The following is a 20,812-nucleotide window of genomic DNA, read 5'->3' as shown; positions in this document are numbered from 1 at the left end:
GATATGCGTCACATATCCATACTTACCCGGGAGAGAAAGAACATGAGAACCGTATCTATTTTTAAAAACGGCAACAACCGCGCCATCCGCCTGCCCCGCGATCTGGATTTTGAGGGGGTGAGCGAGCTCGAGATCGTCCGGGAAGGGGACAGCATCATCCTGCGTCCCGTCCGGCCGACATGGGGCTCGTTCGCGCAACTGGACAGGGCCGATCCGGACTTTATGGCGGAGCGTGAGGATGTGGTCAGCGATGAAGGACGCTTTGCGCCATGAAGAAAACCTGGATGCTCGACACGAACATCTGCTCGTTCATCATGCGCGAGCAGCCGGCAGCGGTGCTGAAGCGCCTGGAGCAGGCGGTGCTGCGCGGTGATCGCATCGTGGTCTCGGCCGTGACGTACGCCGAGATGCGCTTCGGCGCCACCGGCCCGAAGGCCTCGCCGCGCCATATTCAGCTGGTCGATGCGTTCTGCGCGCGCCTCGATGCCATCCTGCCCTGGGACCGCGCCGCGGTGGACGCCACGACGGACATCCGGGTGGCGCTGCGCCTCGCCGGGACGCCGATCGGCCCGAACGACACGGCCATTGCCGGGCACGCCATCGCAGCCGGCGCCGTCCTGGTGACGAACAATGTGCGGGAGTTTGAGCGGGTGCCGGGCCTGATGCTGGAAGACTGGGTGAATTAACGAAGTCTGGCCGCCATCCGGCGGCCAGACAGTCATTCAGCGATAAAAGTCGTATTCACTTCATCGTTTCTGTATGACAAAATCCGGATATTCAGATATTTGGCACCAGCGTTTCACCGTTACTTTTTATAACATCGGCATACCAGTAGAAGCTCGCTTTTCTGTAGCGCTTAAGATCGCCCCGTCCCGTATCATCGCGATTGACGTAGATAAAGCCGTAACGCTTACCTAATTCCGCGGTGGAGTTACTGACCAGATCGATGGGGCCCCATGATGTGTATCCCATCACATCCACGCCATCTTCGATAGCTTCCCGGACCTGGTACAGGTGGTTATTCAGATAAGCGATACGGTAGTTGTCGTCAACCGTAAAGTCGTCTTGAAGAATATCTCTGGCACCCAGTCCGTTTTCGACAATGAACAGCGGCTTCTGATAACGATCCCACAGCATGTTTAACAGAATGCGCATTCCCGTCGGGTCAATTGTCCAGCCCCACTCCGACACCGGCAGCAGCGGGTTTTGTATCATGCTCAGCACGTTACCCCGTGACTTCTCGATGGTGTCCTCGTCGGTTGTCGCACAGCCGCTGTTGTAATAGCTGAACGAGATGAAGTCCACGGTGTTGTTCTTCAGCTGCTCGCGGTCCTCCTCTGTAATATCCAGCACAATATTATTGTCACGGAAGAAGCGCAGCATGTACCCCGGGTAGGCTCCGCGGCACTGCACGTCGCCAAAGAACAGCCAGCCGCGGTTCTCATTCATCGTTTTCAGCACGTCATCCGGTTTGCAGGTCAGCGGGTAAAGCAGGCCCCCCAGGAGCATATTGCCGATTTTTGCATCCGGGATGATGTCATGGCACCGCCCCACGACGATGGCACTGGCGACCAGCTGATGGTGGATAGCCTGATAGATATCAGCCTGACTGCTGCCTTCAGGCAGGCCCACTCCGGTCAGCGGCGCGTGCAGGGGGACATGTTGATTTCTTTGAAGGTCAGCCACAGCTTGACCTTCTCTCTGTAGCGCCCGAAAACCGTGACGGCGTAGTCAGTGAAAAAACCAATCAGTCTGCGGTCAGCCCAGCCGTTATAGCGGGTCACCAGATTCCAGGGCATCTCATAGTGGGAGAGCGTCACCATCGGCGTAATTCCGTGCTGCAGAAGCTCGTCAAACAGCCTGTCGTAGTAGGCCAGACCGGCTTCATTCGGGGTCTGCTCATCACCCTGTGGATAGATGCGTGCCCAGGCGATGGAAACGCGCAGGCAGGTAAACCCCATCTCGCTGAAGAGTTTAATGTCCTCCGGGTAGCGGTGGTAAAAGTCGATGGCCACGTCCTTGATGCTGCTGACGCTCCCGTCACGTTCCACCACCTCGCCGAAGATACCTGCGGGCTGAACGTCCGAGGTGGACACCCCTTTGCCGTCCTTGTCCCATGCACCCTCGACCTGGTTTGCGGCAATTGCCCCGCCCCAGTAAAAATTATCCGGGAATTTTTTCATGAATCTTCCTCACTTAATCGTTGTCATCAATACCGTGTCATATGAAACAGTCTGTTTATCTGCCAGATGTACTGCCCTGAATTCATCGCTGTTATTGATTAATACCGGCGTGTCCAGCAGACATCCTGCGCTTTGAATAAAATCGAGATCAAATTCAATCAACAGATCACCGGCTTTTACCGAATCACCCGTTTTTACATGTGCCGTAAAACCTTCACCTTTGAGATTTACGGTATTGATCCCGACGTGGATCAGCAGTTCCACACCATCATTACTGACCAGGTTGATAGCATGTCGGGAATTAAATATTGACGACACAACTCCGTCAAAGGGCGCAATAACTTTACCGGAGGTTGGAATAATCCCCACTCCGTTACCCAGCAGGCCACTGGCAAAGGTCGGATCGCGGATTTCGGCAATATCAATAACCTTCCCCTGTAGCGGAGAGAGAATAACGATCTCTGCTGTTTCTGGTGCGATACCTGGGTTAGCACTTGGCGATTCTTTTGATGCCGGTAAACCGAAGAAATAGGTCAGTAAGGTAGAAAGCACGAGCGATAAGGCCGTGCCGATTATGGCCCCCCACACGGTCATATCCATACCGGTAGGTGGGATCATCTGAGCGAGAGTGAAGAAGCTGGTCAGACCGAAAGAATAGATACTACCGTGGAATGCTCCGACTATTGTCCCGCCTATGGCTCCGGCCGTGCAGCCGAAGATGAATGGCCGTCGGTTTGGGAGGTTAACACCATATACTGCAGGTTCCGTAATACCAAAAATGGCCGCGCTGACTGCCGAACCCGAAAGAGTTTTCAATTTTGGATCCTGGGTTCTCAGGAACACACCCAGCGCTGCGCCCAACTGGCCTACCACGGCCGGTACCAGTAATGGCTGCATAATATCATGGCCTAACACGCTGATGTTGTTGATCATGATGGGGACAAGACCCCAGTGCAGACCAAACATGACGCAGACCTGCCACAGTCCCCCCATGATCGTACCCGCTAAAGCAGGCGCAAACTCATAAGCGGCCAGAAACGCATTTGCCATAAGGTGGCTGAGGCCGGTAGCGAGCGGTCCAATAAGCAGGAACGCAGCAGGAACGACGATGAGAAGCGCTATCAGAGGGGTGAAGAGGTTTTTGACCGCTGAAGGGAGAATTTTATTACAGAATTTCTCCACCACACTACTGAGCCAGGCAGCAAATATGACCGGAATAACCGAGCCGGCATAATTAATATAAGTGACGGGAATTCCGAGGAAGGCATCAACTGACGCGCCGTGCTGTAACTGAGCGTCGAACGCCGCTATCATTGCCGGATGCATCAGTGCGCCGCCAATCGCCATCGACAGGAATGGCGACCCGCCAAAACGCTTGCCTGCAGTGTAACCCAGCACGAGAGGGAAGAAATAAAACAGGGCATCACCAGCTGCCGCCAGTATTTTGTAGGTTCCGCTCGACTCAGTCGTAATTCCGCAAACGATAGCAAGGGCTAGCAGCCCCTTCATAATCCCGGAAGCGGCCAGGATCCCCAGAAAAGGGGTAAAAATCCCCGAAACCACATTAATCAGCCTGTTAAAGATATTTTCTTTTATGACTGCCTCGTCGCTGCTCCCTGCAGCTAGATCAGTCTCATCCGTAATGCCTGTAGCTTCGATAGCCTTATAAACTTCAGAAACATTATTACCCACAACCACCTGGAGTTGGCCCCCGCTTTCTACCACCATAATAATCTCTGGATGGTTGCTCAAATCATCCTTCAGAACAACATCATATTTTCTTAACTGAAAGCGAAGCCTTGTTGCGCAATGGGTTAAACTTTTAATATTTTCCGGGCCGCCGACCCGGTTAATTATAAATTCAGCAAGTGACTGATATTTCATAGGGACATTTACCTTTCAAAAAGCAAAAAAAACCCACTCCGCCCAGATAATACTGGTCTGAAGAAGGTTTTGCCTGCAAACGCAGTAACAATCCAGTTTCTAAAAATTCGTCTGAGAAATGTATAAATAACTGGGGTTTCCAGATATCTAATTGTATCCTCAAAAATGTTATACACCGTGCCTGAGTTCATATGAATAGCAGAAATGCAGTATGGCGGATTACCGATATCAATCGTCGTAAAATATACAGATAGCAAAAAATAAAGCCTCATATCATATGAGGCTTTATTTATACAGATCTATTAGCATGCAGGGTAAAAGTGAGGTGGCGGGACCACATGATATGTTTTTACCGGTATGCCCTGCATTCACTCTGAAATCCGGTTCTCTATTTTCCGCTACGGAAATCAGGAACATTTCCTGAAACGAGGGCGAAATCAGAGAATTCTACTTCGCATCCGGAGGCGTTAGGCGCTTGTGCCTCGAACCCTATGTGTAAAATCTGTTCCGCGTCGTTCAGCACATCAAGGGGAAAAGCGCGCACAAATATCCATTTTTGACCATCCAGCGAAGCATGGAAGGCAAATACATTATCTTTGCGGGAGATCCGTAAATGCACTTCCTGTCCACTGACGGTAAAAGCATTGGCATCATCAGAGGTATATCCGTTGTTCACCACAGAGACAACCATGGGTTCACGTTCGGGTGAATATTCAAAGCACAACTTCGCCCATGATCGTTCGTTAACGTAAAGAAGCAACACGCCGGCATCGAAGGTGTTACCGAATTCGACTTTTACCGTTGAACGAAATTGAAAGTCTCCGCCAGGAGCCGGACGTAAAAGTGTTGCTGCATTACACCGGCTTGCAGACGTTACCTGGCTTGTGCCCCTTCCCGGATCGATGAAAATATCACTGTACGGCAATGCCCTAACGGCTATCTTCCGGGATAGCGTATCAATGTTCCAAACGGAGCCTTCTGACGGCTGTAAGAGGCTAATGTTGTCATGTGAAAGATGGTTCATAGCTATTCCTTTCATATATTCTATTAATTTTTAATGATCTACATTTTTTTTTCAGAGAAAATAGGGATGATGGTCAGGGAAAATAGCATGACCAGGGCGGACAGGAAACAAAACGCATTGGCCAGTCCTGTATAATGTGCAATAAATCCGACCGCTGCGGGCCCCATAAGCACCCCCAGATATCCCAGCATGCTTGCAGCGGAGATAGCCAAAGAAGGGGCCATTGAATCCTGTTTGCCTGCACGCGTGAACAAAATAGGCACCACGTTACCGGCAGCAAAGCCCGCTATCGCAATCGCACTAAAGACAATGGCAACGGATGAGGACAGTGAAATAACCAAAAGTCCAATTGCCGTAAATATTACACCAAGAGTCAGTATCCAGCGCTCTCCTGCAAGTGAGACGAGCCTGTCACCGACGAAGCGGCTTAATGTCATCGCCACCGCAAAGACAACATACCCCGATCCTGCTATGTTTGCCGGTAAACTTTTTTCCTGAATCAGGAGCAATGCACCCCAGTCAAGCATCGCACCTTCTGCCAGGAACATCACCATTGCCAGAAGGCCTACCACAATCACTTTACCTTTAGGAAGTACAAATAATGGCGCGTCGTTAACCGTAACTGTTCTGAGGAACTTGTTTCTGATAACTGAGAGGCATATCAGTATCGTAAATATTGCGATCATCGATGCCACAAAAACGTGTAATCCCGTGGCAATCAGCAAAGTCATAACCACAGCGCCGGCAAGCCCTCCAACGCTGTAAAAACCATGAAATCCTGACATTAAAGGCATACCCGCCCGATCCTGAACTTCAGAACCGTGAATGTTGGCTGCTACATCAGTCGCACCAATCGAAAGGCCAAATAAGAAAAGTGCAGCACCAATTCCCAGGGGGGTGGAAAGCAGGGCAAGAAGGGGTAAAGCAACCACAATACCCACAGCACCCATGATGATGACCATCCGGCTGCCGGCTTTAGCAGAAATGCCACCGGCAGCAGGCATCCCTATTAATGCCCCCAGACCCAGACATAACAATACGGCACCCAAAAGAGCGGGCTCCGCCTGCATACGGCTTTGGGCGAAGGGTACCAGGGGAGCCCAACAGGCGAGCCCAAAACCAGCGATAAAGAATGCCAGTCTGGTGGCAAGTTTTGCGTCCGTGAGTTCTGTGAACTTAATATTGTCTGCTGAATAAGCCAGCTCATTTCCTTTCCCTGATATCATTTCTTCACTACTTTTCATCTGATACGCCCTGTGCGACGGTGTAAAAACAACCTAAAAAATACCAGTAGCATGCGTGTCATGATTCAGATAGGATGACAAATTATGTCTAATATACGCCAAAACACTATGAATCCAGATTTCGCTATCTCGCCTCTGGTAGGTCAGCCAGAACAATGGGGGGCTGATGTTCTTGAAAAGCATACTCATGCGCGCCACCAGTTAATTTTTTCCTCCCGGGGCGTCATTCACATCAAAACACATGTCGGCGAGTGGGTTCTTCCACCCAGCAGGGCACTCTGGATTGATGCCGGTACTGAACATTATGTTGAAACCAAGAAGCCAGCCTCGCTCTTTGTTCTGTATATTTCTCCCGCTTTTTTTTCCATGGATAAGCCTGAACACTGCTGCGTGGTTGAAGTGAGCAACCTGGTCAGGGAGCTCATCATGGCGTGTGCAAAAATGGGGTGGACCTATGATGAAAATAGTCACAGTCACCGACTGGCAGAGGTGTTGGTAGGCAGTCTTTCAGGTTTACAGCTCGCATCACTGGAACTGATCAAGCCGAAAGATCCCAGAGCCATCCACTTAATAAAATTACTGGAGCACGACCCGGGATCACGACGGTCGCTGCACGACCTGGCCAGAGAAGCAGGAGCTAGCGGAAGAACGATAGAACGACTTTTTGCTCAGGAGACAAATCTTCCCTTCGGAGCCTGGAGACAGAGACATCGAATGCTGTTTGCACTGGAACGTCTGGCTTATGGCCAGAGTGTCATGAATGTCGCGCTGGAGTCAGGCTATGAGTCTGCTTCAAGCTTTATTGCTGCTTTCAAGGCAATGTTTGGTACCACGCCATCTAAATATTTCTCATAACCAGATTCATATGAACAGAACGGTCTGGCTCCATTTCAGCTCCGTCAGGGCGGGACCATAGATACTCTTTTATTCGCTATTTCCCTTTCATGCAGATACATCGAATAAACGACAAATTATAATCAGGATCTGACAGAACTGGAAAAAATGACTCTGCGTTCAGGCATTTTAAATTAAATACGATTAACCTTTTATCATGGCAGGGTTTACAGGAAGGTGCAGGATATTAAGTTGTTATATGAATCCATTCAGACAAAATGAACCCTTCTCATAATACATAACGATTTTCTCTCTATTGGACCGTCCTTAAGCATTATATGTTTATTCCAGCCCTAGTATACAGGTTAGCTAAAATGTCAGATACAGCGAATAAACACTTCACAATAACAGTGTTCCCGGATAATTTTTACTGGGGCGGGGCAATTGCCGCAAACCAGGTCGAGGGTGCATGGGACAAGGACGGCAAAGGGGTGTCCACCTCGGACGTTCAGCCCGCAGGTATCTTCGGCGAGGTGGTGGAACGTGACGGGAGCGTCAGCAGCATCAAGGACGTGGCCATCGACTTTTACCACCGCTACCCGGAGGACATTAAACTCTTCAGCGAGATGGGGTTTACCTGCCTGCGCGTTTCCATCGCCTGGGCACGCATCTATCCACAGGGTGATGAGCAGACCCCGAATGAAGCCGGTCTGGCCTACTACGACAGGCTGTTTGACGAGCTTCTGCAGCACGGAATTACGCCGATGGTGACGCTCTCCCACTATGAGATGCCCTGGAATCTGGTGACCCGCTATAACGGCTGGGCTGACCGCAGACTGATTGGTTTTTTCACTGACTACGCCGTCACGGTTTTCGGGCGCTACAGAGAGAAGGTCAAGCTGTGGCTGACCTTCAACGAAATCAACATGTCCCTGCACGCGCCGCTGACCGGAGTGGGCCTGCCTGAAGGCAGCAGTCAGGCTGATATCTATCAGGCTATCCACCATCAGCTGGTCGCCAGTGCCATCGTCGTGGGGCGGTGCCATGACATCATCCCGGATGCAAAAATCGGCAATATGCTCCTGGGGGGCCTGCTTTACCCGCTGACCTGCAAACCGGATGACGTGCTGAAAACGATGAATGAGAACCGCGGCTGGCTGTTCTTTGGCGACGTGCAGTGCCGCGGAGCCTACCCGGGGTACATGCTGCGCTTCTTCCGTGACAATAATATTGTGCTGGATATTACAGAGGAGGACCGCGAGCAGCTGAAGAACAACACCGTGGACTTCATCTCGTTCAGCTATTACAACAGCGGCTGTGCGACAACCGACGAGGACACCATCGAGAAGTCACGGGGTAACGTGCTGAGCATGATACAAAACCCGCTGCTGCCGGTGTCGGAGTGGGGCTGGACAATTGACCCGACGGGAATGCGCATTCTGTTAAACATGCTGTGGGATCGTTATCAGAAGCCGCTGTTCATTGCCGGAAACGGACTGGGTGCCAGAGACAAGCTTAACGAGGATATGACCGTCAATGATGATTACCGTATTAATTACATCAATAATCACCTGTATCAGGTTTATGAAGCAATCGAGGATGGCGTCGAAGTTATGGGCTATACAGCATGGGCCCCCATCGATCTGGTCAGTAACGCCACCGCAGAGTTAGATAAGCGTTACGGCTTTATCTACGTTGACCATGATGACAGCGGTGATGGCGATTATGCAAGATATCCAAAGGATAGTTTTTACTGGTTTCGGGATGTCATTACTACGAACGGGGAAACCCTGATCCCTTTCCGGTGTCGTTGATTACAGTCCAACATTTACCGGTAACACTTTCTTTTATTTATAATGATATGGGATAATTTTTTATTCCGAGGGCAACACTAAACTTTCCGCGAGGAACTCTACAAATGATGAGGTTCTTGATGGAAGAACAATGTTTTTATAATAAACCGCATTGAGTGGTTCGCGGACACGCAGTTTCTCTTTTATATCAAGATTGACAAGATCACCCTTTGTAATATCATTTTTTACATACGGTTCTGGCAGGCAAGCAATACCCGACGAGTGAATGGCCAGCTGTCTTATAATCTCACTGTTTGAAGCGACAATGGATGGCTGAATTTTATAATAGTGTTCTTCGCCCGTATCCAGAGGCCAGTCATTCATTAAGGAGTTTTGTTTGTAACCTATCAGCCTGTGGCTTTTTAATGCATCAACTCGATGAGGCATACCATGCTCTGCAATGTATCGCGGAGAGGCAACAAACATCATCTGGCACAGCCCAAGTATCTTCGCATGTAAGCCGGAATCTTTGAGTTTTCCGATGCAAACAGCAACATCACTTCTGTGTTCAAGCAAATCATAAACATTGTCATTTGAAATTATTTCAATTTCTATCTCAGGATAGCATTTCTGATATCGATGCAGAACCGGTGTAATGACGTGCAGTACAAGAGACGTGGACGCAATGATCCGAATCTTCCCGGATGGATGACGACGTTTCATGGTGACATGTTCTTCTGCATCCTCTACTGAAGCAATGATTTGTTTGGCATATTCCAGGAATGTCCTTCCTTCTTCAGTGGATTCCAGTCTCCGCGTTGAGCGTCTGACCAGTACGGTATCTAATTTCTCCTCCAGTCGTCGAAGCGCTCTGCTAACAGCTGATACGGTAAGATCCAGCTCATACGCAGCTCGTGATAATGTCCCTGTTTCTATAACAGCAATAAATATCTGCATTTCTGCTAAAGTTGTTTTCATCTTTGCCTTGAAGTCAAAAGTGTTTTAACGGCATAAATCTGTTCTTATTCACAGAGATATTTCAGTATTAATCCTTACATTTATCGATTAAGGATTTTTATGCCAATAGCACTCTTCGCTTTGACAATCAGCGCTTATGCTATCGGGACAGCTGAATTTGTCCTTGTTGGAATCATTCCCATCATTTCAGCTGATTTATCAGTTTCAGTACCGTCAGCGGGTCTGCTTGTCAGTCTCTATGCGCTGGGCGTGGCAGTGGGGGCACCTCTTTTAACAGCAGCAACAGGAAAGATGCCCCGCAAAACGCTTCTTCTGTGCCTGATGGCCGTTTTTACTCTAAGCAATCTGTATGCCTGGCAGGCACCCGGGTTCGTCTCGTTGATTGTGGCGAGGATCATTACCGGCATGGCACACGGCGTGTTCTATTCCATTGGTTCAACAATCGCTGCCAGCCTTGTTCCAAGAGAGAAAGCCACGAGTGCAATAGCTATCATGTTCACCGGGCTGACCGTCGCTCTGGTCACCGGTGTTCCCCTGGGGACTTTCATCGCTCAGCACCTTGGCTGGAGAGCCACATTTTTTTCAGTGTCTGTCCTCGGAATGATCGCCTTTGCAGGCAGCTTTTTACTGATACCCCGCGGCATAAAAAAATCTGAACCCGCGCCCGTGAGATTTCTGATTAAGGTCCTGACAACCCCTCAGCTGATACTGGCATATTCCCTGACCGCGATAGGGTACGGGGGATCGTTTATAACGTTTACCTACCTTGCCTCTACTCTTGAGGAAATATCCGGATTTTCACCCGCTGCGGTAAGCGGTGTCATGCTGGTATACGGTTTTGCAGCTGCACTGGGCAATCTGTATGGCGGACGGATCTCTGACAAACATGGCCCTATTAATGCTCTTAAAATTATATTTTTATTACTGTCCCTGGTGTTGTTCGCTTTATATCTGACAGCATCTAATTCATGGCTGATGCTGGTCACTACATTTGTCTGGGGTGCTGCCGCATTTGCAAACGTCCCTGTACTGCAATATCTGGCTGTCAGGCAGGCTGAAAAATTCGTTCCTGAAGCTGTGGATGTGGCATCAGGGCTGAATATATCGGCCTTCAATATCGGTATCGCTGGCGGAACCTGGATAGGTGGCCTGGTCGTAATCCATTTCGGTCTCCTGCATACCACATGGCTTGCCGGTGTGGTCGTTTTCTTCGCTTTCCTGCTCAGTATTTTCGCGGGAGCACTAGAAAAAAGGGAAATAAGCACTGAAGCTGCGTACTGAAAACCGTCGTGAGCATTACCCACAAATTCATTTAGTTCCCAACGCATATAGCCTGAGTCCGGAGTTATGCTCCTCCTCAGGCTATAACAGTTACGCTGAATAACAGACTGACTGGCAGTTAGGCATCGACAAAGAGAACTTTACCGTTGATAAATCCGTCAACAGAACGCTGGAACGCTTTTCCGACCAGTTTGCCCGGAACTGGCTGGAACCCTGGCAGCATAGGGCCGTAAACATCCCAGGCTTCTTCCAGTACGGTTGGGTTCACTACATTGATACGGATCCCGCGGGGCAGTTCGTTAGCCACACACTGTACAAATGTGTCGATAGCACCGCTGGTTGTCGCGTCAGCTATAGAGCCGGGGATAGGTTTCACATTATGAATGCCGGAAATTAAAGTGAATGAGCCGCGGTCGTTGATGTACTCAAGGCCTATTTTAACGACATTGATCTGACCCAGCATTTTGCTCTGGACAGTGAGCTCCCACTGCTCAGCTGTCATATCGACAAAATTAGCATACTCGCAGTGGCCAACGGCGTTAACAACAGCGTCAAAGGCGCCGACGTTTTTGAAAAGTGCTCTCAGGGATTCATGACTTGTAATATCTACCTGATAGTCCGTACCTTTTCCTGAGCGACTGGCGGTAATCACTTTGTGATCGCCCAAACCGGTCAGCGCCGCTTTGCCCATTTTCCCCTGAGCACCAATCAGAATTACAGTTTTCATTATTTACCTCGGATATGTTTATGAAAGACAGGAGAAATCATATATGGGTTATGATACAATTTAAATAAAGCAAACATTGTATGAGGTACAACTAAACGTGGATTACATTGATATCAAACACATGCGTGTATTGTTACTGCTGGTTAAAGAACTTAATGTCTCAAGGGTAGCTTCAAAGCTGGATATCTCTCAGCAGGCGGTCAGTGCATATCTTAAAAGACTGAGAACTTATTTCGGAACCGAGCTGTTTGTACGCAGGAGTGCAGGACTTGAGCCGACCGACTATGCCCTTTCTCTTGTGCCTAAAATAGAAAAAATTCTGGATGAGGTTAGCCAGCTTCGTTCACCCCAGGTATTTAATCCGAACATTCAGGACTTCAGCATATGCATAATGGCAAACGAATATGCTCAACTTACTATCATCCCATCCTTACTGAAGACACTACATATGCAGGCACCGCGGGCCAGCGTTGAAATCAAAGACTTCAATTCCAGGCACCACGTTGAAAGTCTTAATTCCGGCGATGTCGATCTGGTACTGGGTTTTTCGAATCATATTGATCCCGGACTGATACGCAAAAACATCCGGCGTGAAGAGTACTGCTGTGTGGTCAGACACGGCTCAGCTATTCCGGGAAAACTTGAAATGAAAATGTCCTTTTCAGACATTCCTGCCGTTAAATTTGCTCCGAGTGCCGGTAATATTGAAAATCTGGTTGATGATTTTTTTAACAAAGCCGGAATGAAAAATAATGTCATCGCTACGTTACCGTGTTATACGACGCTCGGCGCTTTTTTCACTGCGAATGACGCCATTGCTTTCATTCCATCAGCGATAGGAGCGCAGGGAAATTACTGTAAACTGGAGATGCCAGAAAAAATGGTCCCGTTTGATGTCACTGTCGCCTGGCATCGGAAAAGTAATGATAATCCGCTCCGAGTATGGTTGACCAAAATACTGGAAATGACGACTATTTCCGGGGACACGAATTGTGTTTAACATTTGCGATCAGTCAGAAAAAATGATCGGCCTATACAACATCAAATGGCATATAGCTATAGTTCCAGATTCCCTCTGAATTTTCTCCTGCTTTTGCATCAGCTCAAACTTATTCATTTGTAATCCTGGCTTTGATATTCAGAAGGAGGATTCTCATCGCCAGTTCTGATCCACTTAGTCAACAGATCATGCAACGTCTGTAGGTGGGATTCGACCTTCTTCCATTCGCTGTTCTGACATAAGCCAGCAAGGATTAGCGCAGGTTCCGATTTCACCAGAAATCGGATCAGAAGAAAGGTAATGGTCCCAACTTATTGATAGTGTTTTATGTTCAGATAATGCCCGATGACTTTATCATGCAGCTCCACCGATTTTGAGAACGACAGCGACTTCCGTCCCAGCCTTGCCAGATGCTGCCTCAGATTCAGGTTATGCCGCTCAATTCGCTGTGTATATCGCTTGCTGATTACGTGCAGCTTTCCCTTCAGGCGGGATTCATACAGCGGCCAGCCATCCGTCATCCATATCACCACGTCAAAGGGTGACAGCAGGCTCATAAGACGCCCCAGCGTCGCCATAGTGCGTTCACCGAATACGTGCGCAACAACCGTCTTCCGGAGCCTGTCATACGCGTAAAACAGCCAGCGCTGGCGCGATTTAGCCCAGACGTAGCCCCACTGTTCGTCCATTTCCGCGCAGACGATGACGTCACTGTCCGGCTGTATGCGCGAGGTTACCGACTGCGGCCTGAGTTTTTTAAGTGACGTAAAATCGTGTTGAGGCCACCGCCCATAATGCGGGCGGTTGCCCGGCATCCAACGCCATTCATGGTCATATCAATGATTTTCTGGTGCGTACCGGGTTGAGAGGCGGTGTATGTGAACTGTAACTGCCATGTTTTACGGCAGTGAGAGCAGAGATAGCGCTGATGTCCGGCAGTACTTTTACCGTTACGCACCACCCCGTCAGTAGCTGAACAGGAGGGACAGCTGATAGAAACAGAAGCCACTGGAGCACCAAAAAAACACCATCATACACTAAATCAGTAAGTTGGCAGCATCACCCGCCGCGCAAATACTTATTAGGGTTTCTTTGAGCGTAAGCAATAATCATATTAATAATGGGCAGCAATAAACAAATGGAAACAGATACAATAAAGGGGAGAGTCAGACACTTGTCAGTGGTTAGATAAAAACCTGCTTTATCTATTCTCTCTTCAATCTTACTTTCACTAAAAAGTATCGTTAAACCAAATTTCCAGTTAATAGTGAGCCACGAGAATATAAATGCTCCAATATAGTAATTTTTAACTATTTCACTAGAGTTGGATTTTACTGAAGCATAAATTTCTTTAAAAAACTCTAACATTTCAGCCACCTTAATCTTAGCTGTTGTTATTTTATTGTTGTTGCATATAAAACTGCCTCAGAAGATTCAGAGGCTTTCTCTAGTTACTCTTCGGTAAAGATTTTTTCAATAGATTTTGTCGGGTAAAATAGCAGATTACTATTCTCACCAACGAGCTGTATGAAATCTAATCTGGTATAGAAGCGCTTAGCTTTATCGTTCAGAGCTTCCACGAAGAGACCATATATTCCTACGGCCTTAGATGCATCCCAGACGACATTCATTGCGTGAGTTACTAGCAATTCACCCCATCCCTGACCTTGAATTGATTTGTCAATAGCCAAGCGTCCCAAAGTAATGCTTGGCGCATTCTGATAAGGGATTTTTCTTTGCTGTGTTTTTGACGGGAGCATTTTTCTCTCGAAACAGCTCCCGGATAATGTGTAATAGCCTAACAGCTTAGGCTTCTGTTCTTTGGTTACTAATACATAACCTTTTAAAATTTGCCCATCATGCTGCCGCTTGAGATGGTCTTTCAAAAATGTATTTAAGGTTTCTTCTCCACAATCGAATTCGCCTATGTCATAGTCAAATTCGTCGTTGATCATCTCTATCGCCAGCTCTTGCATCACGTTTAAGCTACCTCATTTTTTGTAGACGCTTCGCTGCTCGCTTCAGCCGCTCATTCGGCGCAGCAGGGTTTGCGATCGCATCCATGACAAGGTTCCAAGACTCCTCGTTTAGAACCATTCTGCGATGTTGTTCAATCACTTCCGCTGCACGTTCTGAGGCACTGGCAACTACAAACTGTGTAATAGTCTGGTTTGACATTGCCGCGGCTTCTTCGATTAAGCTTTTGTCGTCATCAGTTAATCTTAGATCTATGCGCTGCTTTCTCAGTGCGGACATACATTTGTTCTCCAAGCTGTTCTCACAGGCTTCTGTAAAAACAGTTAATTACTACATTATGTTGGTCACTCGACCGGTATATACTTAGGTTAATCACCTATTCAAAACGTTCTAGATTGTGTACGGAATCTTTCCGTACACACAATATAGCGGTTGTAAGTTGCATACTCAACATGTGCAACCAACTTTTTTCACTGTTTTTCGAGAGAGAAGTTGCTTACAGCATAAGCACTAACTAGCAGCATGCAGGCCGGACCACGATCCTCACAGCCATCAATCTAGAAACCTGATGTGCTGGCGGAGGGCCATATGCTGCAAATCAAGGTTCAGCGGTGCTTGCTTTTCTGACCTTAAGTGAAGGGGCGGCTCACTCTGCTTCAGTGGTGGTAGCTAATCACCACAAACTGTCAGATACAAGCTACCGTGTTAAGTTCCCTGGTGTCGCTGAAATAACAGAAGAACATCCCCCTAAGCGTCAGCAGCAAGCTGCCGCCGCCAAGGCCCCGGAAATCACGCCCTTTACGTCGTAAACGCCGTAAAGCCCGCTCACCGGGGTTAAAAGGGATTACTTTTACTTCTTCATTGCTGTTCGCAAGTTAAGGCTAATCAGGGCCGGGGGTAGGGTGGCAGAATTTATAGCCCGGCAACCGGCTACGCCGGGCTTTCGGCGCCATTTGACTCCACAGACACATGTAACCTCATCTGGCGCCTCCATGCCGCTGACGCGGCATCCGAAAGCATCCCGATGCTGTAGGCTTTAACGTCTGCTTTGTACCAAATGCAGACCTGGCAGCGCTATAGGCAGTCCGCTCCGTATTTTGTTTCACGAGTTATATTTTTCGCGGTTGCGTATTGAAAAAAATATGAACAGTACCTATTTCATTATTTCCCGTGCTAATGGTTTTTCCTTTTCAGGAGTGCCCTTACGTGAATGCGAAAAAAAAGGCGGATGATTCGAGTGGGCGTTTTAACACTAGCCCTGAAGTGAAAACTCTGGTCTGGATCCGTGCTGCGGGTCATTGTGAGCTCTGCGGAACCGATCTGACACATGATTTTCGTATTGGTACGCCGATGAAATGGGGAGAAGTAGCCCATATTCTTCCTGCCAGCCCGAAAGGCCCCAGGGGAAACGCCACACACAGCGAAGAAGAGGCCCTGGCACTGACGAATGACAGCGAGAATCTTATGCTACTGTGTCCGGGATGCCATGATCGGGTTGATCGTGACGGCGATAATTATCCCGAAGACGATCTTAGCGGACTTCACTCTGCCTGCCTGACCAGAATTCGCCTAGCGGCTTCCACGCCCGGGGAGGAACGCGCCATACCGGTTATCGTTCAAAGCCAGCATCATCAGACTCTGGTTGCAATTCCGGCGCAGGCCCTTCTTACCGCCATGTCTGCAGAAGGGCTGACGGCACAGTGCCATCCGGTTACGGTTGTGTTCCCTGAGCCCAGTTCACGGGGAAGGGATGCGAGTTACTGGCAGGCGATTAAGGATTTAATCACTGAAAAACTCGAGGCCGGGCTTGCCCGCCGCGGGGGGCAATTTGGCGATAAGCCGGCTCTGGCCATAGTTGGGCTTGCGGATATTCCGGCGTTGTTTTTCCTCGGCCAGACCATTGGCGACCGCTATAAACGCTTTCAGTATTCATTTAACAGGGAACATATATTGCGCTGGCCGGATACAGATGCCCTGCCGCCGGCGTTTACCTCTTCTGAACTTCCGCAAGGTGAGGGGCCAGTTGCTCTGGTGCTGTCTCTTTCCGCAGCGGTACCAGGAGGCGATGTTACCGCCGCACTGCCGGGTGCCCGGATTGTAGAATTCACTGTCCCTGAACCCAGCTATGCCATGGTGACAAACCGCAGGGTCATCCATGCGTTCAGAGATGAGCTGCAGAAGCTGCTCAGTCAGTTAGAAGCCACCACGACCCAGGCCATTCATGTTTTTGCCGCGTTACCTGCTGCGCTGGCCATTGAATTTGGGGCTTTGCTGACGACCCAGCATCAGCATCCCTACATCATCTTTGACCGTGACAAAAATAACGCAAACCAGTTTCGCCCCATGCTTAGCATCGGATGTACAGAGGAGCAACGTCCATGAGTAACGAACAGACTAAACACCGCAGCTGGGAGTATTTTCTTCTCCGTGCAGCCCGAAAAATTTCGTTATCAGCAGCTCAGTACAGCGTTATTGATGCTCGCTACTCTCAGCTGGAAAAAATTCTTTCTGCTGCCGATGATCCCCTGCTTGCGGATGCCCATATTTTTCCCCAGGGTTCTATGCGTCTTCAGACAACGATTAACCCGGTGCCTGGTGCGCCAGCAGATCTCGGGACAATTGATGCAGATGCGATTGTCTGGTTACCCCATGCCAGAGGGATCGATGCCCGGACTGTATTAGAGGTCATTGAACGTCGTTTCCAGGAGGGCAGTAGGGTTCAGGAGGATATTCAACAACTTCGTCGCGGTGTCAGGATTGTTTACGCCGATGAAAATCCGGGTTTCCACATTGATGTCACACCTGCACGTCCCTGCCATCATAATGAGCAAAGCGACGGACTGGGCATGCTCGAAGTACCCGACAGGGAGCACGGCTGGAAGGCAAGCAGTCCCATTCCTTATGCAGACTGGCTGCATGATGCGTCAAAGCATGACATCATGCTTGAACATGTTGTTGAGTTTAATAAAAGTCGTGCAGCAATGGACTCTGCGACCCAGGCCCCGCTGCCTGAATATAAAGAATATCAAAAAGATGATCCGTTACGTGCGAGCATTAAACTGATGAAAAGGCACAGGGATGAATGGGCGATCAGGACGAAAAATGAAGAATACCGGCCTATTTCGGCAGTTATCACCACGCTTGCGACTCACGCTTATCTGGATGTTGTCGCGCAGTCAGAATATACCGCCTTCACCCCGCTTCAGGCTATCCTGGCAATCGTGAACAGGATGCCTGACCATATTCACCGTTACAGTAATGAGTATTACGTCTGCAATCCTGAAGATAACGGCGAGAATTTTGCGGAAAAATGGAATCGCCCAGATGAAGGTTATAAATACGTTGATGCCTTTAATAAATGGCATGTGAGTGCCCGTTCGGCGCTGACGCTGGGGCTCGACAGCCACGCGTCGACAGAAACCTTTGCGAAGGCGGTCCAGGAGCAGTTCGGTATTGGTCCGACATTCGTTCGCGAAGTTAACGAGAGCATTCCGGCAAACTGGACGATGCCCGGGCGGCAAGACGGTGTGACACGAAACTCTGTCGCAATGGGGTCTCTGTTCGGGAGTTCAGTCAGCAGTAACCAGTCTCAGGCAAATGTGGCACCTGTCGGGCGACTCGGCTGATATGAAGGATGAGATGATACAACGCGGCATTTCCGCCCTTAAAGACTGTCTGGGCGCGGATAATGCTTCGGCTCTTCTCAGGCCCGCAGAATTGCGGGTCGGTGAGGCGGCCGCCTTTTATTTTCCTTTACCCGCTGATTACACCGGCCTTGAGCGAAGACTACGGATTGGTTTTCCCAACGGTTTCCCGTCTGAATCCCCTAGCCTTCAGGTTGAACCTTCACCGTGGTTAGTCTGGCCCCATGCCATGGCGTCCGGGTTGTGTCTCCATGGATTCAGGGAAAAGCCCGTTACGGGCTCGCCTGAGAAAATTGTTCAGGACAGCTTGTCCCGTTTTGCGAGCATTGTGTCTTTTTCTCTGGAAAACGCAGATCCTGCACGGCGTGAGATGGAGTTTCAGAATGAAATTTCCACTTACTGGCTCTGGCAGCTTAAACGATCGGCACGTAGCCTGATTCTTCTGGGGGAACCTGAATCGGGTTCAGTTTTGTATGTTGTAAGCGATCCGAGGTATACCGGACATACTGGTCTCAACCCGGTATGGGTTTCGTCTGACAAGAACGCTATCCGCCGGCATTTCAGACATGCCACTGGCCGTTCGGTTGTGATAAGAAGCCCCCATGAAGCAGGTTTCTTTGTCAAACTGACGTCTTTGCCTGGCATTAAGGTGCCTGAACCTCACGCGTTTCTCGAATGGCTTGCTCCCCATATTTCTGAAGAATCCCTGGCCGCGATGTCTGAATGGTCAGAAAAAAGTAGTGCTTTGCTTTCTCGATGGGTTGTCATGGCATTACCGGGTGGGGACGGGGCGGCAAGATTTACTGTTAACCTGTGCACCAGAAAGAAGGAAACAGACCGTACAAATTTTTACGGCCTGAGATCCTCACGCCGTCAGTCCGGGTTAAAGAAAGAAGGACCTCCGGCCAGTATTCTGTCATCGCGTGTGAACGTTATTGATCGTGGGGCATTTTTTTCACGGGATCGAAGTAACACAGCAAAAACACTTGAGAACTCGCATGTTGTCTTTGTCGGTGTAGGGTCGCTGGGATCTGCTGTGAGTATTCAACTCGCCAGGGCCGGTCTGGGCAGGCTGACCCTTATCGATCCTGACAGACTGGAGTCACCCAATCTGGGGCGGCATATGCTGGGTGCTGAGGATTTAGGCAAATTTAAGTCTCAGGCCATGCGCCATCGTCTGCTTCAGGATCTGCCTGTGCTTGATGTCACCGCGCTGGATACATACATCGAATGGGTTATGGGTCAAAAACCCGATATTTTCGAGGATGTTGATCTGGTTATTATCACGACAGCTGACTGGGAATCAGAGTCTGCCCTCTGGGAAAAGAAAGCCTCCGGAGCGAAATGGGGGCTGATACAGGCCTGGAGTGAGCCGCATACACTTGTCGGGCATGCACTGATCGCACCTGAAGGCCGCTTTGATGCAAGATATCTTTTTAGCGATAGAGGTGACTTCAAGCACCGGTTTACCGACTGGCCGGATGGGGGCGTTGTGCCTCTTCCTGCCTGTGGTGAAAGTTTTATACCGGGAGGCTCGGCGGGAATGAATGGTGTTGCAACAATGGTCACTCAGGCCGCAATACGTTACCTGACGACTGTAGGGGATGTCACTCAATGGCATTCCAGTGTGTATCGCCCTGATGAGGCCGGAGTGTTAGGAGGACGCTATACGGGACCTGTACTTCCTGAAGGAGTTGTCCAGAGTATTTTTGAACGTAACTGGCCGAAACCCGGGCAAAACGCATGAATGAAATAGCATGGCGCTGGGCCTGGCCGGATATGAATGCGGAGCTGCAGGTTGGGCGGCAGGTCTCCGAGATGTTCGGTCACTACCGGCAGTCACAGGGAGAAAATGAGCGAGGCGGGCAGCTGTTTGTCGATCCCGCCCATCCCGGCGGCATTGTACTGTGTCATGCTTCAGCGCCACATCCTGCGGACCGCGCTGGCAGAACGTGGCTCGAACTGAGCAGCGATCGCTGCCGCATTGAAATCGAGAACGCAAACAGGAAGGGATTGCGCTTGGTTGGATACTGGCATACGCATCCGCAGGCAGTTCCTCACATCTCAGGGACTGACATTGCCAGTTTTGCGAGATTCGCGAGGCAAAATGCACATGATCTTCCCCATCCCGTGGCGGTGATTGTCGGCACGTCACCATCGACCGCAGGCATTAAAGCCTGGATATTTCGGGAGGGCAGGTATCAAGAGGCAGTGTATGCAGCATCCTTGTCGCGGCCTTAACG

Annotated in this window: 19 protein-coding genes and 1 pseudogene; 10 read left to right on the top strand and 10 right to left on the bottom strand. The window is 49.5% G+C overall.

Features of this window, described 5'->3' with window-relative positions; all coding sequences use genetic code 11:
* The first annotated feature begins 42 nt into the window (after window positions 1-42).
* Together vapB and AB1E37_RS25815 are read left to right on the top strand one after the other, a co-directional pair.
* Window positions 43-273: a type II toxin-antitoxin system VapB family antitoxin gene (gene vapB, locus AB1E37_RS25820; RefSeq protein WP_023345588.1), complete on the top strand. Its 231-nt coding sequence runs from the start codon at window positions 43-45 to the stop codon at window positions 271-273.
* Entirely contained in the window at window positions 270-686 is a 417-nt protein-coding gene (locus AB1E37_RS25815; RefSeq protein WP_023345587.1) for a type II toxin-antitoxin system VapC family toxin, read from the top strand. Before vapB ends, AB1E37_RS25815 begins: the two co-directional genes overlap by 4 nt.
* 91 nt (window positions 687-777) lie before the next feature.
* Here AB1E37_RS25815 and AB1E37_RS25810 read toward each other — a convergent pair.
* From AB1E37_RS25810 to AB1E37_RS25795, 4 genes and pseudogenes are all read right to left on the bottom strand, one after another.
* Window positions 778-2,183: pseudogene (locus AB1E37_RS25810) on the bottom strand (glycoside hydrolase family 1 protein).
* Between the two features lie 9 nt (window positions 2,184-2,192).
* On the bottom strand, window positions 2,193-4,067 hold the full coding sequence (locus AB1E37_RS25805; protein ID WP_048291888.1) for a beta-glucoside-specific PTS transporter subunit IIABC: 1,875 nt from the start codon (window positions 4,065-4,067) through the stop codon (window positions 2,193-2,195).
* Between the two features lie 388 nt (window positions 4,068-4,455).
* Window positions 4,456-5,091 (bottom strand): DUF1349 domain-containing protein, encoded by a 636-nt coding sequence (locus AB1E37_RS25800; RefSeq protein ID WP_023345584.1) that lies wholly within the window; start codon window positions 5,089-5,091, stop codon window positions 4,456-4,458.
* A 38-nt stretch (window positions 5,092-5,129) separates the two neighbouring features.
* Complete coding sequence (locus AB1E37_RS25795; RefSeq protein ID WP_077258347.1) at window positions 5,130-6,335, bottom strand: MFS transporter; 1,206 nt, start codon at window positions 6,333-6,335, stop codon at window positions 5,130-5,132.
* 84 nt (window positions 6,336-6,419) lie between these two features.
* Here AB1E37_RS25795 and AB1E37_RS25790 point away from each other — a divergent pair, with 84 nt between their 5' ends.
* Both AB1E37_RS25790 and AB1E37_RS25785 read left to right on the top strand, forming a co-directional pair.
* Entirely contained in the window at window positions 6,420-7,190 is a 771-nt protein-coding gene (locus AB1E37_RS25790; protein ID WP_023345582.1) for a helix-turn-helix transcriptional regulator, read from the top strand.
* A 383-nt stretch (window positions 7,191-7,573) separates the two neighbouring features.
* Complete coding sequence (locus AB1E37_RS25785) at window positions 7,574-8,983, top strand: glycoside hydrolase family 1 protein (protein ID WP_032638138.1); 1,410 nt, start codon at window positions 7,574-7,576, stop codon at window positions 8,981-8,983.
* Window positions 8,984-9,043: 60 nt separating this feature from the next.
* Here AB1E37_RS25785 and AB1E37_RS25780 read toward each other — a convergent pair whose 3' ends face one another.
* Window positions 9,044-9,940 carry a LysR family transcriptional regulator gene (locus AB1E37_RS25780; protein WP_023345580.1) on the bottom strand — a complete coding sequence of 299 codons (897 nt, stop codon included), beginning with the start codon at window positions 9,938-9,940 and terminating at the stop codon, window positions 9,044-9,046.
* Between the two features lie 99 nt (window positions 9,941-10,039).
* Between AB1E37_RS25780 and AB1E37_RS25775 the strand changes: the two genes are divergently transcribed.
* On the top strand, window positions 10,040-11,221 hold the full coding sequence (locus AB1E37_RS25775) for an MFS transporter (protein ID WP_023345579.1): 1,182 nt from the start codon (window positions 10,040-10,042) through the stop codon (window positions 11,219-11,221).
* Window positions 11,222-11,339: 118 nt separating this feature from the next.
* On the opposite strand, the gene AB1E37_RS25770 is transcribed toward AB1E37_RS25775, so the two are convergent.
* Window positions 11,340-11,948 carry a short chain dehydrogenase gene (locus AB1E37_RS25770; RefSeq protein ID WP_023345578.1) on the bottom strand — a complete coding sequence of 203 codons (609 nt, stop codon included), beginning with the start codon at window positions 11,946-11,948 and terminating at the stop codon, window positions 11,340-11,342.
* Between the two features lie 97 nt (window positions 11,949-12,045).
* On the opposite strand from AB1E37_RS25770, the gene AB1E37_RS25765 reads away from it, so the two are divergent.
* On the top strand, window positions 12,046-12,948 hold the full coding sequence (locus tag AB1E37_RS25765; protein WP_048265000.1) for a LysR family transcriptional regulator: 903 nt from the start codon (window positions 12,046-12,048) through the stop codon (window positions 12,946-12,948).
* 311 nt (window positions 12,949-13,259) lie between these two features.
* Here AB1E37_RS25765 and AB1E37_RS25760 read toward each other — a convergent pair.
* The 4 genes from AB1E37_RS25760 to AB1E37_RS25745 form a co-directional block, all read right to left on the bottom strand.
* Window positions 13,260-13,957 (bottom strand): IS1 family transposase gene (locus AB1E37_RS25760; protein WP_227539937.1). Its coding sequence is split into 2 segments (ribosomal slippage): window positions 13,260-13,708 and window positions 13,708-13,957, totalling 699 coding nucleotides; the frame shifts between segments, so codons are not numbered across the junction.
* A 50-nt stretch (window positions 13,958-14,007) separates the two neighbouring features.
* Entirely contained in the window at window positions 14,008-14,316 is a 309-nt protein-coding gene (locus AB1E37_RS25755; protein WP_064167953.1) for a hypothetical protein, read from the bottom strand.
* 83 nt (window positions 14,317-14,399) lie between these two features.
* Window positions 14,400-14,927, bottom strand: coding sequence for an N-acetyltransferase (locus AB1E37_RS25750; protein WP_072198182.1), 528 nt, complete (start codon window positions 14,925-14,927; stop codon window positions 14,400-14,402).
* A 7-nt stretch (window positions 14,928-14,934) separates the two neighbouring features.
* Entirely contained in the window at window positions 14,935-15,204 is a 270-nt protein-coding gene (locus tag AB1E37_RS25745; RefSeq protein WP_048264996.1) for a DUF1778 domain-containing protein, read from the bottom strand.
* Window positions 15,205-16,131: 927 nt separating this feature from the next.
* Between AB1E37_RS25745 and AB1E37_RS25740 the strand changes: the two genes are divergently transcribed.
* Genes AB1E37_RS25740 through AB1E37_RS25725 form a run of 4 tightly spaced genes read left to right on the top strand, consistent with a single transcriptional unit; the run spans window position 16,132 to window position 20,810 of the window.
* The gene (locus AB1E37_RS25740) at window positions 16,132-17,307 is read left to right on the top strand and encodes an HNH endonuclease (protein WP_077258344.1); all 1,176 of its coding nucleotides are present in this window, start codon (window positions 16,132-16,134) and stop codon (window positions 17,305-17,307) included.
* The gene (locus tag AB1E37_RS25735; protein WP_048264960.1) at window positions 17,304-18,551 is read left to right on the top strand and encodes a nucleotidyltransferase; all 1,248 of its coding nucleotides are present in this window, start codon (window positions 17,304-17,306) and stop codon (window positions 18,549-18,551) included. The genes AB1E37_RS25740 and AB1E37_RS25735 overlap by 4 nt, the downstream gene beginning before the upstream one ends.
* A gap of 1 nt (window position 18,552) precedes the next feature.
* Window positions 18,553-20,316, top strand: coding sequence for a ThiF family adenylyltransferase (locus tag AB1E37_RS25730; RefSeq protein ID WP_048265023.1), 1,764 nt, complete (start codon window positions 18,553-18,555; stop codon window positions 20,314-20,316).
* Entirely contained in the window at window positions 20,313-20,810 is a 498-nt protein-coding gene (locus tag AB1E37_RS25725; protein ID WP_048264961.1) for a Mov34/MPN/PAD-1 family protein, read from the top strand. Before AB1E37_RS25730 ends, AB1E37_RS25725 begins: the two co-directional genes overlap by 4 nt.
* Window positions 20,811-20,812 lie beyond the last annotated feature (2 nt).

It is taken from the genome of Klebsiella sp. Shm-1 (genome assembly GCF_040804525.1).
GTDB classification, from domain to species: domain Bacteria; phylum Pseudomonadota; class Gammaproteobacteria; order Enterobacterales; family Enterobacteriaceae; genus Klebsiella; species Klebsiella pneumoniae.
Note: the sequence above shows the minus strand (reverse complement) of the source record. Positions and strands in the feature narration are given on the sequence as shown.